At 69.1% G+C, this 16,109-nt stretch carries 11 protein-coding genes and 3 pseudogenes; 8 read left to right on the top strand and 6 right to left on the bottom strand.

What is annotated here, in order from left to right:
• Positions 1-485: 485 nt before the first annotated feature.
• Positions 486-995 (bottom strand): winged helix-turn-helix transcriptional regulator, encoded by a 510-nt coding sequence (locus ACZ58V_RS41465; protein WP_471296557.1) that lies wholly within the window; start codon positions 993-995, stop codon positions 486-488.
• Between the two features lie 160 nt (positions 996-1,155).
• Between ACZ58V_RS41465 and ACZ58V_RS41460 the strand changes: the two genes are divergently transcribed.
• Complete coding sequence (locus ACZ58V_RS41460; RefSeq protein WP_471296554.1) at positions 1,156-2,169, top strand: NADP-dependent oxidoreductase; 1,014 nt, start codon at positions 1,156-1,158, stop codon at positions 2,167-2,169.
• 501 nt (positions 2,170-2,670) lie between these two features.
• On the opposite strand, the gene ACZ58V_RS41455 is transcribed toward ACZ58V_RS41460, so the two are convergent.
• A complete protein-coding gene (locus ACZ58V_RS41455) occupies positions 2,671-3,657 on the bottom strand; it encodes an enoyl-CoA hydratase/isomerase family protein (protein ID WP_471296560.1) in 987 nt (328 codons plus the stop codon).
• A gap of 502 nt (positions 3,658-4,159) precedes the next feature.
• On the opposite strand from ACZ58V_RS41455, the gene ACZ58V_RS41450 reads away from it, so the two are divergent.
• On the top strand, positions 4,160-5,071 hold the full coding sequence (locus tag ACZ58V_RS41450; RefSeq protein WP_468197974.1) for an alpha/beta hydrolase: 912 nt from the start codon (positions 4,160-4,162) through the stop codon (positions 5,069-5,071).
• A gap of 180 nt (positions 5,072-5,251) precedes the next feature.
• Positions 5,252-7,141 carry a propionyl-CoA synthetase gene (locus ACZ58V_RS41445; protein ID WP_471296551.1) on the top strand — a complete coding sequence of 630 codons (1,890 nt, stop codon included), beginning with the start codon at positions 5,252-5,254 and terminating at the stop codon, positions 7,139-7,141.
• Positions 7,142-7,843: 702 nt separating this feature from the next.
• Here ACZ58V_RS41445 and ACZ58V_RS41440 read toward each other — a convergent pair.
• Positions 7,844-8,248, bottom strand: a pseudogene (locus ACZ58V_RS41440) (PaaI family thioesterase); the annotation flags it as partial.
• A gap of 191 nt (positions 8,249-8,439) precedes the next feature.
• Between ACZ58V_RS41440 and ACZ58V_RS41435 the strand changes: the two are divergent.
• The gene (locus tag ACZ58V_RS41435) at positions 8,440-9,348 is read left to right on the top strand and encodes a helix-turn-helix transcriptional regulator (RefSeq protein WP_471296548.1); all 909 of its coding nucleotides are present in this window, start codon (positions 8,440-8,442) and stop codon (positions 9,346-9,348) included.
• A gap of 393 nt (positions 9,349-9,741) precedes the next feature.
• Here the strand turns inward: ACZ58V_RS41435 and ACZ58V_RS41430 are convergent, their stop codons facing one another.
• Complete coding sequence (locus tag ACZ58V_RS41430) at positions 9,742-11,193, bottom strand: 3-hydroxybutyrate oligomer hydrolase family protein (protein WP_471296546.1); 1,452 nt, start codon at positions 11,191-11,193, stop codon at positions 9,742-9,744.
• 335 nt (positions 11,194-11,528) lie between these two features.
• On the opposite strand from ACZ58V_RS41430, the pseudogene ACZ58V_RS41425 reads away from it, so the two are divergent.
• Positions 11,529-12,545: pseudogene (locus tag ACZ58V_RS41425) on the top strand (extracellular catalytic domain type 1 short-chain-length polyhydroxyalkanoate depolymerase); the annotation flags it as partial.
• Between the two features lie 185 nt (positions 12,546-12,730).
• On the opposite strand, the gene ACZ58V_RS41420 reads toward ACZ58V_RS41425, so the two are convergent.
• The gene (locus ACZ58V_RS41420) at positions 12,731-13,657 is read right to left on the bottom strand and encodes a helix-turn-helix domain-containing protein (RefSeq protein ID WP_471296543.1); all 927 of its coding nucleotides are present in this window, start codon (positions 13,655-13,657) and stop codon (positions 12,731-12,733) included.
• 307 nt (positions 13,658-13,964) lie between these two features.
• Here ACZ58V_RS41420 and ACZ58V_RS41415 point away from each other — a divergent pair, with 307 nt between their 5' ends.
• Complete coding sequence (locus ACZ58V_RS41415) at positions 13,965-14,156, top strand: hypothetical protein (protein ID WP_449488394.1); 192 nt, start codon at positions 13,965-13,967, stop codon at positions 14,154-14,156.
• Positions 14,157-14,419: 263 nt separating this feature from the next.
• On the opposite strand, the gene ACZ58V_RS41410 is transcribed toward ACZ58V_RS41415, so the two are convergent.
• Positions 14,420-15,301 (bottom strand): hypothetical protein, encoded by an 882-nt coding sequence (locus tag ACZ58V_RS41410; protein ID WP_471296562.1) that lies wholly within the window; start codon positions 15,299-15,301, stop codon positions 14,420-14,422.
• Between the two features lie 83 nt (positions 15,302-15,384).
• Here ACZ58V_RS41410 and ACZ58V_RS41405 point away from each other — a divergent pair, with 83 nt between their 5' ends.
• Both ACZ58V_RS41405 and ACZ58V_RS41400 read left to right on the top strand, forming a co-directional pair.
• Entirely contained in the window at positions 15,385-15,726 is a 342-nt protein-coding gene (locus tag ACZ58V_RS41405) for a hypothetical protein (RefSeq protein WP_468198267.1), read from the top strand.
• Positions 15,727-15,793: 67 nt separating this feature from the next.
• Positions 15,794-15,964, top strand: a pseudogene (locus ACZ58V_RS41400) (FAD-dependent monooxygenase); the annotation flags it as partial.
• Positions 15,965-16,109: the final 145 nt, after the last annotated feature.

The following is a 16,109-nucleotide window of genomic DNA, read 5'->3' as shown; positions in this document are numbered from 1 at the left end:
CCGCCTTGCCGAGGCCCTGACGTCACAGCCGGGGCCTGGCGAGTCCTCATCACCGTAGACAGGTCAAGCAATCCACAGGTCCTGACAATTACTCACTGCACGACGGCCGGCAGCGGCGCATATGGGATGGCTCCGAAGCGGAGGCGACGGACCGTGACGGCTACACCACGCCGAGGGACACGACCCAAAGCGTCGACCGTCGTGGCTGCGGTGCTGGACGCCGGACTGCGTTACGAGGGCCGCGAGCCCTGCAGCTGCGGCAAGGAACCCGAGTTCCGCCCGAATCGGGACTCCTCCCGCCGACATGCTCGGACGCGAAGACCCGCAGACGCCCGCATGGTTTGACACGCCGCTACACACCCTGCACACGACCAGAAGCCGCACCCGCAAGATCATTCAGGTCCGCCTCCACCGGGCCCGGGCCAGACCGAGTGCGGACAGCCCGGCAGACTGAGCACACACCCCCTGGCGCGACGGCGCTCAGCTCACTCGGCGGGCCTCAGACGAAAAGCGGGGCCGGGGATGCTCTCGATGTCTTCCGGCTGCACGGCGTGGCCCTGGTCGCAGCGGATCTGGGCGTCGACGTGCGCGCCGCATCCACGGTGCCTGGAGAGCATGGCCGGGCCCTCCGGGTCGGCGCGGTAGCGGTCACCCCACTGCAGGAGCCCCATCACGGCCGGGACCAGATCCACACCCTTGGGCGTGATCACGTACTTCGGCCGACTCCGCGAGCCCGGCTCCTTGTAGGTCTCGGTGGCCAGGACACCTTCCTCCACGAGCATCCGAAGGCGCGCCGAGAGAAGGTTGCGAGGACAGCCGAGGACGCGTTCGAAATCGCTGAAACGGGACGAGCCGTACCAGACCTCGCGCAGGATCAGGATCGTCCACTTCTCGCCCACGACCTCAAGGGTCCGGGCGATCGAGCAGTTCGACGTGTCCCGGTCGAGACGGGGGTCCACGCCGGCGTCCTGCAGAGCTTCGGTCGTTGCGTCCATGGGGTGATTCTAACCTCATCTGAGTTTACTTTTCTACACTCAGCTAGTAGCGTCGCAGCCGGCACATCAACCCGGCCGCACACGAGACACGGGCGCGCAGGGGGACCCGCCCGAAGAATCGCATCAGCCACCGAAACACCCGCGCAGAGAGGCGGCCGCCATGAAGGCATTTGTCGTCGAGAAGTACGGCAAGGACGGCGTCCGCGCCGCAGACGTACCCGAGCCCGCCGTCGGAGACCGTGACGTCCTGGTCAGAGTGAGCGCCGCCAGCGTCAACCCGCTGGACAAGATGGTCCGCAACGGGGAGTTCAAGCAGTTCCTGAAGTACAAGCGCCCGTTCGTGCTCGGCCACGACGTGGCGGGCGTCGTGACGCGGGTCGGCTCCGCCGTACGCGGCTTCGAGGTCGGCGACGAGGTCTACGCCCGCCCGCGCGACCTGCGGGTCGGGGCCTTCGCGGAGTTCATCGCGATCGACGCGGACGATGTCGCACCCAAGCCGGCCTCACTCTCCCTGGAGGAGGCGGCCGCGGTGCCGCTGGTGGCCCTGACCGCCTGGCAGATCCTCGTCGAGCGCGCGCACGTGAAGCCGGGGCAGAAAGTGCTCGTCCACGCCGGAGCCGGCGGCCTCGGGTCGACGGTCATCCAGCTCGCCAAGCACCTCGGCGCCACGGTGGCGACGACCGCGAACACCAGGTCCGAGGAGTTGGTCAGGAGCCTTGGCGCCGACATCGTCGTCGACTACACCAAGGAAGACTTCTCCAAGGTACTCTCGGGCTACGACCTGGTGCTGGACTCCCTGGGCGGGGCGAACCTCGAGAAGTCACTGACCGTACTGAAGCCCGGCGGCCTGGCCATCAGTGTCGTCGGCCCGCCCGACGCCGGTTTCGCCAAGCAGCTCGGCGCCCCCTCCGTCCTGGGCCTGGTCATGAACACGCTCAGCCGCAAGATCCGCAAGCAGGCCAGGGCGCTGGGCGTGCGCTACGAGTTCCTCTTCATGCAGGCCAACGGCTCCCAGCTGCGCAAACTCGGCGCCCTCTACGACAGCGGGAAACTCCGCCCGGTCATCGACAGCACCTTCCCCTTCGACCAGACGCTCGAGGCGATGGCGCACGTCGAGCAGGGCCGCACCAAGGCCGGCAAGGTCGTGGTCTCCATGGTTCCCGACATCGACTGAGACGCGGCCGGCAACAGCCCCTCCGTTCCGGCACGGTCACCGGAGGGGGCACGACACCGGCCGCGGCCCAAAGGGCGCCTACGGTCGCGGAGAGCCGCAGTTGTAGGGGTGCGGGGCCATCAGGCCGGCGCCGACGACACACGCCGTTGCCCGCGGCACAGCGCGGGGCGCGGCTTTAGACGCCCGCCCCGAAATGTGCCCTGCCGCCTCAACCCCCGGTAGATCGTTCCCCGCCACCGCTCGGTCCAGAACGCGCGCTACCGCGACAACGGTGGCGCGCTGTCGCAGTGGTCGATGAGATCCGGCTCTGTACGGACGCGGTCAGACCGCTCGCATCAGCGGCATACCGGTTGTCATGGACAGTATGGCTGCCGCATGGCTCCCGCCCCGGTCGAACATCTGCCGCGGCAGTCTGCGGCGGCGATACGTTCCCGTTTCGTTGACGCGCGGCACTCCTGCCTCCCCTCGCGCAAGGCGATGTCCTGCTCACGGCGGACACGCTCAGGACGCCGGCGTCCGTCCGCCGAGCGACGCACGTTGCCAGGTGGCAGTGCGGTCCTTGTCGACCAGGGCGGCACGGACGCCCTCCAGGAAGTCCGGCGTGCGGATGGTCGTGCGTGTGAGGGCGAGTTCGGCGTCGAGGCATTCGCGCGATGTGCGCTGTCTGCCTCGGGCCAGCAGGGCGTGGGTGATCTCCACGCTCTGCGGCGAGGCGGACTCCAGGGCGCCCAACGCGGCTGCCGCCCAAGGGGTGTCGAGGTGACGCAGGCGCTTCTCGATCTCGCCGAGGGCCGGCGCACCGAAAGCCCAGTCCACGTCCCCGCGAACCTCCGCCAACCTGCTCTCCGCCACCGGGGAACGGCCGGCGAGACGGTTCAGGACGACGTCCACCGGCTCATCGGGGCGGTCGACCAGGGCGTCCCCCACCGTGTCCAGCAGGTCCGCGGAAACGAAATGCGTGGCCAGCCCCGCGTACAAGGCATCGGCCGCGTCGATCCTCTGCCCGGTCAGTCCCAGGTACATGCCGATCGCGCCGGGCAGCCTCGGCAGAAAGTAGCTCGCCCCGATGTCCGGGAAGAACCCGATCCCGGTCTCGGGCATGGCCAGCACCGCGCGTTCGGTGACGACACGGAAGCCACCATGGACGGACAGCCCCAGACCGCCGCCCATGCAAAAACCGTCGATGAGCGACACGACCGGCACGGGATACTCGGCGATCCGGGCGTTGAGCCGGTACTCGGAGGCGAAGAACCGCTCACTGGCCTCGACATCGCCCGCGAGGCTGTACTCGCGGATCGTCCGGATGTCCCCACCGGCGCAGAACGCCTTCGTGCTGGTGCTGGCGAGCACCACGGCGGACAGCGGTGCGTGCTCCCATGAGGCGAGCGCACGGTCGATAGCGGAGACCATGTCTGTGGTCAGGGCGTTGAGCGCCCTGGGCCGGTTCAACAGGATGCGGCCGACGCCCCGGTGGACGTCGGCGAGAATCCCGACCCAGCGGTATCAGGCATGGCTCGTCATCTCGTCCCCGCGGACCTGGCTGTCGTGGCCATCATGTTCCTCAACTCGCCGTCGATGAGCGGCGGGCTTGAGGGATAGGCAGCTCAAGATCCTCGCACACGGCGCGGAGCGCCTCGACGAGCTTACCGGCGGCCACGGCGGGGCTGCGGCACCGCCTTCGCCACCCCCGCCCTGGGACGCGTTCGCCGCCGGCACCCCAGGCTCCAGGTCGAACTCATCACCGCGACACGGCAGCTCACCCTGCGCACGTCCGGTTTCGATCTTGCTCTCGCCATCGGCGTTCCCTCCAGCAGTCGCCAGCCCATCCCCGATGCCCCGAAGGGCTTCCTCGCATCTATGAGGGTGATCTCGTGATCTCACCGCACCTGAGTTTACTTTCATACACTCAGCCAGTAGCGTCATGACCGTCACATCGACCCGGCTGGCGCAGGGGAACCCGCACGGCACCCGCCCGAGAAGGAGCACCACCATGGGAGCAAGCCCACAGGCACACGAGTTCGCGGAGTTCCTCGCGAGTGTGAGCGCGAAGGCGGCGACACCGGGCCTCGACCTGGCCGTCATCCGTGACATCATCGACTCGAGCCACAAGGCGTCGACCGAGCCGGAAGGCGTCACCTACGCCGAAGTGGACGCGGACGGCGTCCCCGCCCTGTGGGCCATCCCCGAGGGTGCCGATCCCGACCGCGCGCTGCTGCACTTCCACTTCGGTGGTTCTGTCGCCGCCTCCATGCACTCCGACCGCAAGGCCGCGGGCCACATCGCGAAGGCGGCCGGCGGCCGCTCGCTGGTCGTGGACTTCCGCCTGGCGCCCGAACACCCCCATCCGGCGCAGCTCGACGACGCCGAGACCGCCTACCGGTGGCTGCTCGCCCAGGGCTACGAGCCGCGGAACATCGGCAGCACGGGCCACTCGATCGGCGGCACCCTGGCGGTGATGCTGCCGCTGCGCCTGCTCGCCAAGGGCGAGGCCACCCCCGGCGCGATCGTCAGCGTCTCCCCCTGGACCGACCTCACCATCCAGAACCCGGCAGTGGACGCCAACGAGACGAACGACAAGATGCTCAGCCGGGGGTCCCTGGAGTTCTTCCGCGGAGCCTGGCTGCAGGATCCCGCCGTGGACTTCACCGACCCGCAGATCAGCCTCGTGCACGCCGACCTGACCGGCCTGCCGCCCACGCTCGTCCACTACGGTGAGTACGAGACCCTCGCCGACGACGGCGCCCAGCTCGGCCGCCGCCTCGCGGACTTCAAGGTCACCACCGAGACCCACGCGATGCCCGAAGGGCAGCACTCGTTCATCATGGGCGCCGGACGCGTACCCGAGGTGGACCAGGCCATCGGACAGATGGGCCAGTGGCTCCGCAAGCACCTCGGCGCGTGAGCGAAAGCCGCGCCTGACGTCAGGCCTGTCCGCCAGGCCGCCGCCCCACCGCGATGCCGGTGACCGGTCCGCCGGTCACCGGCATCCTGCTCGACCACGCCGACCGGCATACGGTACGTGTGTCCGACACCGTTCCGCACGCAACCACACCACCGTCCCGATGCCACAAAGGAGTGCGCGATGGGAACCTACGAGGATGTCTTCCGCGCCAGTACCGAGGACCCGGAGCACTTCTGGCTGAAGGCGGCCGAGGGCATCGACTGGGACGTCGCCCCGCGCCGCGCCCTGGACTCCTCGGGCGCGCCCTTCTACCGCTGGTTTCCCGACGGACGGCTCAACGTCTGCTTCAACGCGCTCGACCGGCACATCGAGGCCGGCCGGGGTCAACAGCCCGCACTCGTCCACGACTCCCCCGTGACGGGCACCCGGCGCACCTACACCTACGCGCAGCTGAGGGACGAGGTGGCGGCCTTCGCCGGAGCACTGGCGGGGCTCGGCGTGGGTCACGGCGACCGGGTCGTCATCTACATGCCGATGGTCCCCGAAGCCGCTGTCGCGATGCTGGCGTGCGCACGGATCGGCGCGGTGCACTCGGTCGTCTTCGGCGGGTTCGCCCCGCGCGAACTCGCCCTGCGCATCGACGACGCGGCCCCCAAGGTCGTGGTCTCCGCCTCCTGCGGCATCGAGGGCAAGCGTGTCATCGCGTACAAGCCCCTGCTCGACCGGGCGATCGAACTCGCGGCCCACAAGCCCGAGAAGAGCGTGATCCTGCAACGCCCGCAGGAACCGGCCGAGTTGGGGCCCGATGATCTCGACTGGGCGGATCTGGTCGCCGCCGCGCCGCCGGCCGGCTGTGTTCCCGTACCCGCCACCGATCCCCTCTACATCCTCTACACGTCCGGAACGACCGGAAAACCCAAGGGAGTCGTCCGCGACTGCGGCGGCTACGCGGTCGCCCTGCACTGGTCGATGGGCGCCGTCTACGACGTGGGCCCGGGCGAGACCATGTTCACCGCCTCCGACGTCGGCTGGGTCGTCGGGCACTCGTACATCGTCTACGGCCCGCTCCTGGCCGGCGCCACCACCGTCCTGTACGAGGGCAAGCCGGTCGGCACCCCGGACGCGGGCCAGTTCTGGCGCGTGGCCGCCGAGCACCGGGCCAAGACCATGTTCACCGCCCCCACCGCCTTCCGGGCCATCCGCAAGGAGGACCCGAAGGGAACACTCACGGCCGACTACGACCTGAGCGGCCTGCGCCACCTCTTCCTCGCCGGCGAGCGCCTCGACCCCGAGACCTACCACTGGGCGAGCGCTCTGCTGGGCATCCCGGTCATCGACCACTGGTGGCAGACCGAAACCGGCTGGCCCATCGTCGCCAACCCGGTCGGCATCGAAACCGCTCCCCTCAAACCCGGCTCCCCCACCCGCCCGCTCCCGGGCTGGGACGTCCGTGTCCTCGACCCCTCGGGCGAGCCCGTGCCCGCCGGCGTCGACGGCGCGATCGTGGTGAGGCTTCCCCTGCCGCCCGGCGCACTGCCCACCCTCTGGAACGACGACGACCGCTACGTCGCCTCCTACCTCTCCGCCTACGACGGCTACTACCTCACCGGCGACAGCGGCCACATCGACGACGACGGCTACGTCTTCGTCATGGGCCGCACCGACGACGTCATCAACGTCGCCGGACACCGGCTGTCCACCGGCAGCATGGAAGAGGCCCTGGCCGCCCACCCCGACGTCGCCGAATGCGCCGTCATCGGCATCGCCGACGAACTCAAGGGCCAGATCCCGCGCGGCTTCGTCGTCCTGAAAGCCGGCATCAGCCGCGACGCAACCGAGGTCGAGGCCGAACTCGTCCAGCTCGTACGGACACGCATCGGCGCCGTCGCCTCCCTCAAGGACGTCACGGTCGTGGCCGCCCTGCCCAAGACCCGCTCGGGAAAGATCCTGCGCAAGACGATGCGCGGCATCGCCGACGGCCACGACGAACCCATCCCCTCCACGGTGGACGACCCCGACGTCATCGAAACCCTGCGCCCGGTTCTCCGCCGCGCCGATCACACGCCGTGAACGGCTGCCCCAAGGCATGAGCGACGGGGAGCACGTTCCACACCGACGGACGCCGGTGCCGATCACCTCGCACGCGGTGGACAGTCCTGCGACGCTCCGCCGGACCGCCCAGGCGGCCCCGGACGGCTGTCAGGACCCGGCACGCGACGCAGGGCAGACACGCACCTGTCCGGAAGGCTCCAAGCCGGCTCTCGTACGGGCCACTGGACAGCCCCTCCGGCTCCGCGTCACCGCCGACGATGTCCGGCTGCGATGTCGGCGGGCCATGAGCCCGCCCGGGCGCCTCGGGCTTGTGCTCCATGCTCCTGGTCCCGCGGTGGGCCCGCGGAAGCCCGCTGGGACTCGCACAGTTCGTCCGCCGTCAAACGGCAGACCCCTTCGACGACGAACTGCTGCTGCCCAGGAGATCGCCTCCAGAGCGGCAGTGAACATCGCGCACGACCCTGCGCCCGAGGGAACACCGACCCCCAGGCGCCTCAACACCGCTGTGGCACACCGCGGCCCGAGGAAATACGGGCCGCCGCCGACGCGCCCCGCTGCCGTTTCACTTCGCACTCCGGCGTTCTGCGCCGCGGTCGAGGGCGTCCGGCATCGCCGCACAAAGATCACCCTGCGCAGGTCAGACAGTCAGGGGGGAGCCGGGAGAAAGGGGAGCATCGGTGCGTGTGGGGCAAGGCTCGATTCACCGGTCGCCGTTGAGGGTCACCCTTGAGAGGGAGGCGCCGGGAAGAGCATGCAGCTACTGGTGGCATGGGCGAGCAGCCGGTCCGTCCTGTCGGCCAACTGCGCCTGGGCGAGGGAGGTTTGACGCCCCTTGCCGACAACCGTGCCGATCGCCCGCACCGTGCCCGTGTCCACGGTGATCCGCCGAAGGAACTTCACCGTCAGGTCCAGCGAGGTGTACGCCATGCCCTGCGGCAAGGTGGACTGAACGGCGCAACCCGCAGCCGAATCGAGCAGAGTGGCGAAGACGCCGCCGTGCACGCTGCCGATCGGGTTGTAGTGCTCCTCCCCCGGCGTCAGCGAGAAGACCGCCCTTCCGGGCTCCACCTCCTCCAGGATGAAATCGATGGAGTAATTGATGGGCGGCCCCGGCAGTCGCCCCGCGGCTGCTTGCCCGCACGTCGGCGGGGGCGTCGAGGGTTTCTCCTCGCGTCGTCATGCTTCATCTCCGCAGCGGATCGAGATCGGGGGCGCATTCGAGGAAACCGCGTCTGCCAGGGACGCGGCGGGCTGTGTTTATGGGGGGTACAAGCTCGACCCCCCTTCCCTTGGGTGAGGGTCGTAGCGTTAAAGCCATGGAACGCCTCCCCGACCACCGCGCCGACATCCGTGACTTCCTCGCCACCCGGCGCGCCAAGATCACCCCGGAGCAGGTCGGGCTGCCCACCAGCGGCCGGCGGCGGGTTCCGGGGCTGCGGCGCGAGGAGGTCGCCGTCCTCGCCGGCGTGAGCACCGAGTGGTACACGCGGCTGGAGAAGGGCCACATCAGCGGCGTGTCCGAAGACGTTCTCGACGCGGTCGCCCGCGCGCTGCAGCTGGACGAGGACGAACGGACCTACCTGTTCGACCTGGCCAAGGCTGCTCGGCCGACCAGCCGCACTCCGCGTCGACGCAAGGCCGTCGACCTGCCGCCCCGCGTCCAGTGGCTGCTCGACTCCATGACACTGTCCGCGGCGTTCGTCACCAACGGCCGCCTGGACATCGTCGCCACCAACGCACTCGCCCGCGCCCTGTTCGCACCACTGTTCGACAGCGTGACCACGGACGAACGCGGACGTCCGAACTTCGCCCGGTACTGGTTCCTCGACCGCGGGGCACCCGACTTCGTTGCCGACTGGGACGGTGCCCTCGGTACCACGGTCGCGATGCTGCGCGCCGAGGCCGGGCGCTACCCGCACGACAAGGCGCTGCGTGAGTTGATCGGCGAACTGTGCACGATGAGCGCCGAGTTCCGCACCCGCTGGGCCTCTCACGACGTGCGTATCCACCACGGTGGCGTCAAACAGTTCCAGCACCCTGACGCCGGGCCTCTCGAACTCGTCTACCAGCCGATGGACCTGCCCATTTCCCCACGCGAGGTCCATTCCCTGACCATCTACACCGCTGAGCCGGGCACCTCTGACGAGGACCGGCTCAAGCTCCTGGCCAGCTGGGCAGCGACCCATTCCCAGGTAAAGAGCCCCATAGACGAGCGAAACCCGTGAACCCCCGATGCTGATCACGGGTGTGTGGACAGAAGCTTGCGCGTGGAGCAGCAACGTCGAAGCGAAGCCGGGCAGGCACAATGGCAGAAGCCATCCCTCGGCAGCGGCTGCCCCGCTCCGGTACGAGTGCCGGCCAACCCGTGTCGGCGAACCTGGGGCGAGTGAAGGAGCCAGCTCGTACTTCGCGCTCTGGTCCGGGCAGGCATCGGCCAGCTCACGCAGAGCAGCAAGCTCGGCTTGGTCGGACGCCATGTTCCAACGGAGCTTGGTGCCCACTATGGGGTCCGCCGAAGCCGCGACAACGGATGTGCCGGGGCCGCCTGTTGCCCGGTCGGCCAGGCCGCCTGTGGCGAACTCTAAGGTCGTGGCTGTTCCCGTCGTCCCTGGCAGATGTCAGGGACGACGGAGGCCGGCCGCGGTCGTGTGTGCGTTCAGGGAGCAGGTGTTCAGGAGTGTCGCGGGGTCTCTGTCGGCGGGCAGCGCGACGGTGTGGGAGGCGGGTGGGCGGTGTCCTGACGTGAGCCAGTTCTCCAGGGCTGTGAAGGCCGTGCGGTGGCACGGCGTGAGGGGGCGCAGGCGTTCCGGGTAGGTGTCGACGAGGGCGTCCGTGTGAGTGCCGCCCTGGATGCGGTAGTAGCGATGCAGTTCGCCGCGGCCGGCCTGGCCCACCATGCGGGCGTAGACGTCGGAGTCCTGGGAGATCGGCAGCAGGACGTCCAGGGTGCCGTGCAGGGTGATCAGCGGTTTGCCGATCCGGCCGGTCAGAGCGATCTTCTCCATGGCTCTGCGGACCTTGTCGGGACGGGCGGCATAGTCGTAGTCGGCATCACAGGCCGGCGTGCCCGGCGCGCAGAAGGGCGTGCCCGCCTCGGTGGGGCCGTCGAAACCGGGGTCAAGTTCCTCGCGGTAGACGCGCTGGGTCTGGTCCCAGTAGACCTTGTGGTGGTACGGCCAGAGGAACTCGGAACCGGCCGGGAAGCCGGCGGCGTGCAGGGCTCTGCGCGCCGCGTCTGCTTCCTCGCCGCCGCTGGCGTACGCGGGATAGTCGCGGAGCGCTGCGGGCAGGAAGTTCAGCAGGGTGGGGCCGTCGGAGCGCCACAGGGTGCCCTCCCAGTCGACTCCGCCGTCGTAGAGGCCGGGATGGTTCTCCAACTGCCAGCGCACGAGGTATCCGCCGTTGGACATGCCGGTCACCAGGGTGCGTGACGGTGGGCGGTGGTAGTGCCCGGCGAGTGTGGCGCGGGCGGCTCGGGTGAGCTGGGTGAGCCGGTCGTTCCATTCGGCGATCGCGTCGCTCGGCTTCTTGCCGTCCCGGTAGAAGGACAGTCCGGTGTTGCCCTTGTCGGTGGCGGCGTAGGCGTAGCCGCGGGAGAGCACCCAGTCGGCGATGGCCCGGTCGTTGGCGTACTGCTCCCGGTTGCCGGGGGTGCCGGCGACCACCAGACCGCCGTTCCAACGGTCGGGCAGGCGCATGACGAACTGGGCGTCGTGGTTCCATCCGTTGTTGGTGTTGGTGGTTGACGTGTCCGGGAAGTACCCGTCGATCTGGATACCGGGGACCCCGCTGGGCACAGCCAGGTCCCTGGGTGTCAGGCCCGCCCAGTCGGCCGGGTCGGTGTGGCCCGAGCTGATCGTGCCCGCCGTGGTCAACTCGTTCAGGCAGGCAGCCCGCTGGTGCTCGGCCCCTGGTACGCGCACCTGGGTGAGGTGCGCGCAGTGGCCGCCGCCCGCGTTCACCGGTGCTGCCCTGGCGGGCAGGGGTGTGAGTGTGAGCGCGGCCAGGGCAAGGGCCGCTGGTCCACCGCGTCGCCAGGAGCGTGGCAGGGGGCGGAGAGAGAGATGCATGAGTGAACCTCCGTGGTCGGGTACGGGGATGCGCGGGAGGCTAGAGCGCGGCTTCGCTGCGACATATGGGGCTGCCCACCACCATCCAGAGCCACGGCGTAGCTGTCGGCACCACCCGGCACAGGGTGCATTGGCCGTACGGCCCGGGCCTGTGGACTCCTGCGCTACACGACGCTTCACGAGCCGGGACATGTCCCGCCGGCACACAGGTTCGCGCCACCTGTGGCTGTCCCACCCATGCCGACGCCGGCACGCGAGCGCCGATGATGCACGCCACGCTGGTCACCGTCCTGTCGGTACCGGCGAGGCCCCCACAACATCAGGAGGCAGTCACCATGGGACAGTCGCATCCTGCGTTCCGCTTCTCCCGGACGCTCGTCCGGGGCATTCGCCGTTGGGCCACCGCCGCCGGGGCTCTGGCCCTGACCGGCAGCCTGCTCGTCATCAGCCCTCAGGCATCCGCCGCGGGTCTGACCCAGGTCACCGGGTTCGGCACCAACCCCGGCAACCTGTCGATGTACACCTACGCGCCCGACGCACTGCCTGCCGGCGCCCCGCTGGTCGTCGCCCTGCACGGCTGCACGCAGAGCGCGAACGACTACTACACGCACTCCGGCTGGCCCAAGTTCGCCGACACCTACGAATTCGCGCTGGTCCTCCCCCAGACGAGCAGCGCCAACAACGCCAACTCCTGTTTCAACTGGTTCGAGCCGGGCGACAGCGGACGCGGTCGTGGCGAGGCACTGTCGATCAAGCAGATGGTGGACAAGGCCGTCTCGCTGTACGGCGGCGACAACCGGCGCATCTACATCACCGGCCTGTCGGCGGGCGGCGCCATGACGGCGAACATGCTGGCCGCCTACCCCGACGTATTCTCGGGCGGGGCCATCAACTCCGGACTGCCCACCCGCTGCGCGAGCGACGTGGCCACGGCCTACACCTGCATGTACGTCCCGCCGGACAAGAGCCCCGCCCAGTGGGGGGATCTGGTGCGTTCCGCCGCTCCGGCCGGCACGACGTCCTGGCCGCGCGTGGCAATCTGGCAGGGCACCGCCGACACCACCGTGAAGCCCGCCAACGCCACCGAGTTGCGCGACCAGTGGACCAACGTGTGGGGCATCGGCCAGACGCCCTCCCGTACGGAGAATCTCGGTGGGGGTACCACGCTGAGCGTGTTCGACGACGCCTCTGGCCGCTCCGCCGTCGAGGTCTACTCAGTCTCCGGGATGGGGCACGGGCTGGCCGTCGACCCGGGCAGCGACGCCCAACAGTGCGGCAGCGCCGGCACCTACTATCGCGACACCATCTGCTCCAGCTACCACACCGCCCGCTTCTGGGGGCTCGACGGCAACTAGAACAAGGGCGCCCTGCCGCCGCCCGCCGGACTGACGGCCACGGCACCCCCTCTCCCTGAGCTGGAAAGCGATCGGCGCGCCCGGCCGGGCGTGCCGACCACCCCTGGTGCAGGGGGCCCCGCGACCGGGTGGGACCTTCGTGTCGCGAGATAACGGCCGGCCGAGCGCACGCGTCTGGGCGATCACCGTACGGTCGGTCCGGCCTGATCTGCGGCGTGCAGGGCCCGCGCAAGCCACTCCAGCTCCTCGGTCGCGTCGGGCGAGGAGCCCTGCCCGCGCACACGGGCGACGAGTCTGCGGTAGCGCTCCGCCCCTGCCTCGATGCCAGCCTCCAGGCTGCGCAGCACGGCGGTCCGATCGGCGTCACCGAACAGCTCGGACAGCACCTCGGCCGCTGCCGGCCCCTCGGGAGCGACCCCGCGTTTTCTGACCTCAGCGACGGTCTGCACGACCTGCCTGGCCCACCAGATGGACGCCCCGGGAGGATGACCCTGCCCCGGTACGGGCGTGTTGAGCTCCATCCACGTGCGCAACCGGGCGCGAAATCCAGGGTCCCGCACCAGTTCGGCCAGTTCGATCCACGCGTCTACCTGCTCGGGGGTGGGATCGTCGGGCAATTCGATGCTGAAGCTGCGCAGGCGGTCACGCACGCGCGGCTCGACATCGAGACCGCCGAACACCTCCTCCTTGAACTCGTCGATGATCTGCTTGCGTTCGGCGGCGGAAAGCCGCGCCAACCGGTTCATCAGTGCTGTCTCCTCAGCGGTCGAACCACGTGTCGCCACGGTGGACAGGACGGCCCGGCTCACCTTGAGCGAGCGGATCTGCGCGTCGAGCGCGGCCACATGCGCGTCGGCGACCTCGGCGACCGTGGTCCGACCGCTCAGCACCCGGCACACCTCGTCGAGCCCGAGGCCCAGCTCCCGAAGAGTGCGGACCAGCTCGACGCGGGCCACGGACCCGGCGTCGTACAGCCGGTAGCCGCTCGCGGAGCGAGCCACAGGCGGCACCGCCCCCTCGTCCGACCAGAAGCGCAAGGTTCGCACCGGAAGTCCGGTGCGGTGCGCGAGCTGGCCGATGGTGAGCACATCGGGGTGTTCGTCGTCCATGGGTGAGATCCTGGACCTTACAGCCGCCGGAGACTCAAGCGGCTGAGGGCTACATCTGGTGAGTTCTCCAGAGTCTGCCGGGCTCCCTGCCACCGCCAGGCGTCCGGGCGCATGACGATCACCACGCGTGGTGAAGACTGGGCAGATGCCTCATCATCCCGGCGGACTTCTGTTCGTAGCGCTCGGTCTCGTTCTTGTCGCCGTCGGCTTCGTCTGGCGGGGGCGTGTCCTGCGCCCCCTTTCGGTGAAACGGGCCCACGCTGCCGCCATCCGGGACCGTTCCCGGAACCTGCTGCGTTCTGCGGACATGGCGATCGCCGAGGCGCGCCGCCGGGCTGCCAGCGGAGAACCGGTCATCGTGACGGTCGAAGACGTGATCGGGGTGGCGAGCGGACACTACGGACTCTCCGTGGAGCGTGAAGAGGCAGCTGCCGCCCTCCGCCAGCGCTACGAGGCCGCCGACTGCCGGGTGGACTGCATGACCGACGCTTTCGACTGACCGCCCCCCCCCCCGGTGGATTCCGCGAGTCGAGACGCGGGGAGTCCGCAATGAGGGGGTTCCCAGCGCCTGTCGACGGAATCTGCGTAACTCGCCAACGTCAGCGCAACCGGTCCATGTGCTCGCGCACCCGGTCGTCAAAGGTGGGCAGTGGGCGGCCGATGATGTCCTGTACGCGGGCGCCGTACTCCTACTGCACCCTCGTTGAGGAAAGCCTCTCGGACCACCCCGGATGAGAGGGCTCAGATGATCGCTTCCCGGGGTCATGATGCCGGTGGCTGCATCGCCTCGCTGATCGCGGAGGCGAGTTCCGGCAGGCTCCAATACACGGAATGGGTCCATAACCCTGCGGTGGCGGCGTGAGGCAGCGCCAGGTCGACCGGTGATGTTCCGTCGGCAAGACGGAAGACACGGGAGGCGGCGAAGGCGAGTACGTCGAGTGGTTGCCAGAGGTTGGTCCAGCGGGCCAGAGAGTTCGGCAGGCTGACCGGTTCGTGGCCGACGTAGGGGGAAAGTTGGCCTCCACGGGGGTCACACAGGTGGAAGTACGCGGATTGAGAGCCGAAGGTGAGCAGCGACGAAGTCCACAGCGGTTCCCGCGCCGTGGCCATGTCGACAGCGATCACCCCGCCGAGACTGTGTGCGACCAGCCGTACGGGGCGGCCCGGGGTGCGTCCCAGTCCGGGGTCGACGGCGGCTACTTGTTCCCATACCCGGGCGTGGATCTGCTCGCGATGGCGTTGATAGACGAGTACATCGCCCAGGAACCTTGTGGCGCCTGGCCCGAGGTGGTGGCGCAAGCTGTGGTTCATCCTGCCCGCGACCGCCTTCATCGCCGCGCCTGCGACGCGGTCCAGGTCCGCGAGCCGACGCCGGATCAGCGAGCGGAGTGTGCCGTGAGCGGGCGCTGCGCCACGAAGCCCGGCCCAGGAATCATCCGTCTCCTGCGTGCAGGTGACCGCGCGGGCGATGGCCCTTCCGGTCTCGTTGAGAAGTGACGGGTCATCGGACCGTGACAGCCACTGGGTCGTCGGCCATTCGTCGACAAGCGCCGCAAGCACCTGGTCCGCGTCCGGACGGCCGTCACGCAGTCCGCTGTTCCGCGATGAGTCCAAGCCTTGGCGGATCGCGTCCCGCAGGGGCATCGGCAGGTCTTCTGACGCGGGCTCCACCGCTTCGTCGAGCAGGGTGGCCAGCAGCAGCTCGGACGGTGCGTCAGCGGTCTCGGGTGTATCAGGAAACTGCCGATGCCGCCGCCGGTCGCCGTGACCGTGACGATGGCATCGACCTCCCGGCCGCCCACCGGCAGATGCTCATTCTGGTAGACCTCGACTGTGAACAGCGGCGCAAAGGATTTGAAGAAGTTGGCCATGGATTCCACTCCCCCTCGGACTTCCCGCGGCAGTTGGGCGACATCTCCTCGCTGGCCGTGATCGTGCGTCTGTGCCGATCGGCAGTCGTGTTTCTTGCTGATGTGGCGCGCAATCCAGGCACTCTGAGCTCCAGGACGATACTGCCCCCGGCGGCTCATCCGGGGGCAGCCTGCCATACCTTCACGACCGGCGATTGACGTAGGTGTCGCCGGGAGCGCCTCGGCAACAAGGCACTCCCGTAAGGCAACAACGCCTGTGCGCCTCATGTTCGACGTGATCAATACCGGGTGCGGGCCGACTGGCGCCATGCTGGCCGCCGAACTGCGGCTGCACGATGTGCGGGTACTCGTTCTGGAGTGGGAAACCGAGCCCGTGTGGTTCGTTCGCATCGTCGGTCTGCACATTCGCAGTCTCGAGCTGACGGCAATGCGTGGTGCGAGCGGGCCGCGCTGTCGCTACCGCCGTCCGGCTTTCTCGCTCCCCTCGCCTAGGGCGTGTCTCTTTGACGGGTTGGTCAGTTGATCGGGTGTGTCTGTCCGGTTAGTGATCACTGATGCGATGTGGGATCGGCTCGAGCCGC

Source organism: Streptomyces sp. NPDC040589 (genome assembly GCF_055594445.1).
The sequence above is the reverse complement of the archived record's forward strand: the minus strand, read 5'-3'. Positions and strand labels throughout refer to the sequence as shown.

Excerpts from the sequence above, each read along its gene's own strand:
- ACZ58V_RS41465 (WP_471296557.1), bottom strand. The coding sequence starts at position 995 with ATGGACGCAACGACCGAAGCTCTGCAGGACGCCGGCGTGGACCCCCGT.
- ACZ58V_RS41460 (WP_471296554.1), top strand. The coding sequence starts at position 1,156 with ATGAAGGCATTTGTCGTCGAGAAGTACGGCAAGGACGGCGTCCGCGCC.
- ACZ58V_RS41450 (WP_468197974.1), top strand. The coding sequence starts at position 4,160 with ATGGGAGCAAGCCCACAGGCACACGAGTTCGCGGAGTTCCTCGCGAGT.
- ACZ58V_RS41445 (WP_471296551.1), top strand. The coding sequence starts at position 5,252 with ATGGGAACCTACGAGGATGTCTTCCGCGCCAGTACCGAGGACCCGGAG.
- ACZ58V_RS41435 (WP_471296548.1), top strand. The coding sequence starts at position 8,440 with ATGGAACGCCTCCCCGACCACCGCGCCGACATCCGTGACTTCCTCGCC.
- ACZ58V_RS41430 (WP_471296546.1), bottom strand. The coding sequence starts at position 11,193 with ATGCATCTCTCTCTCCGCCCCCTGCCACGCTCCTGGCGACGCGGTGGA.
- ACZ58V_RS41420 (WP_471296543.1), bottom strand. The coding sequence starts at position 13,657 with ATGGACGACGAACACCCCGATGTGCTCACCATCGGCCAGCTCGCGCAC.
- ACZ58V_RS41415 (WP_449488394.1), top strand. The coding sequence starts at position 13,965 with ATGGCGATCGCCGAGGCGCGCCGCCGGGCTGCCAGCGGAGAACCGGTC.
- ACZ58V_RS41410 (WP_471296562.1), bottom strand. The coding sequence starts at position 15,301 with ATGCCCCTGCGGGACGCGATCCGCCAAGGCTTGGACTCATCGCGGAAC.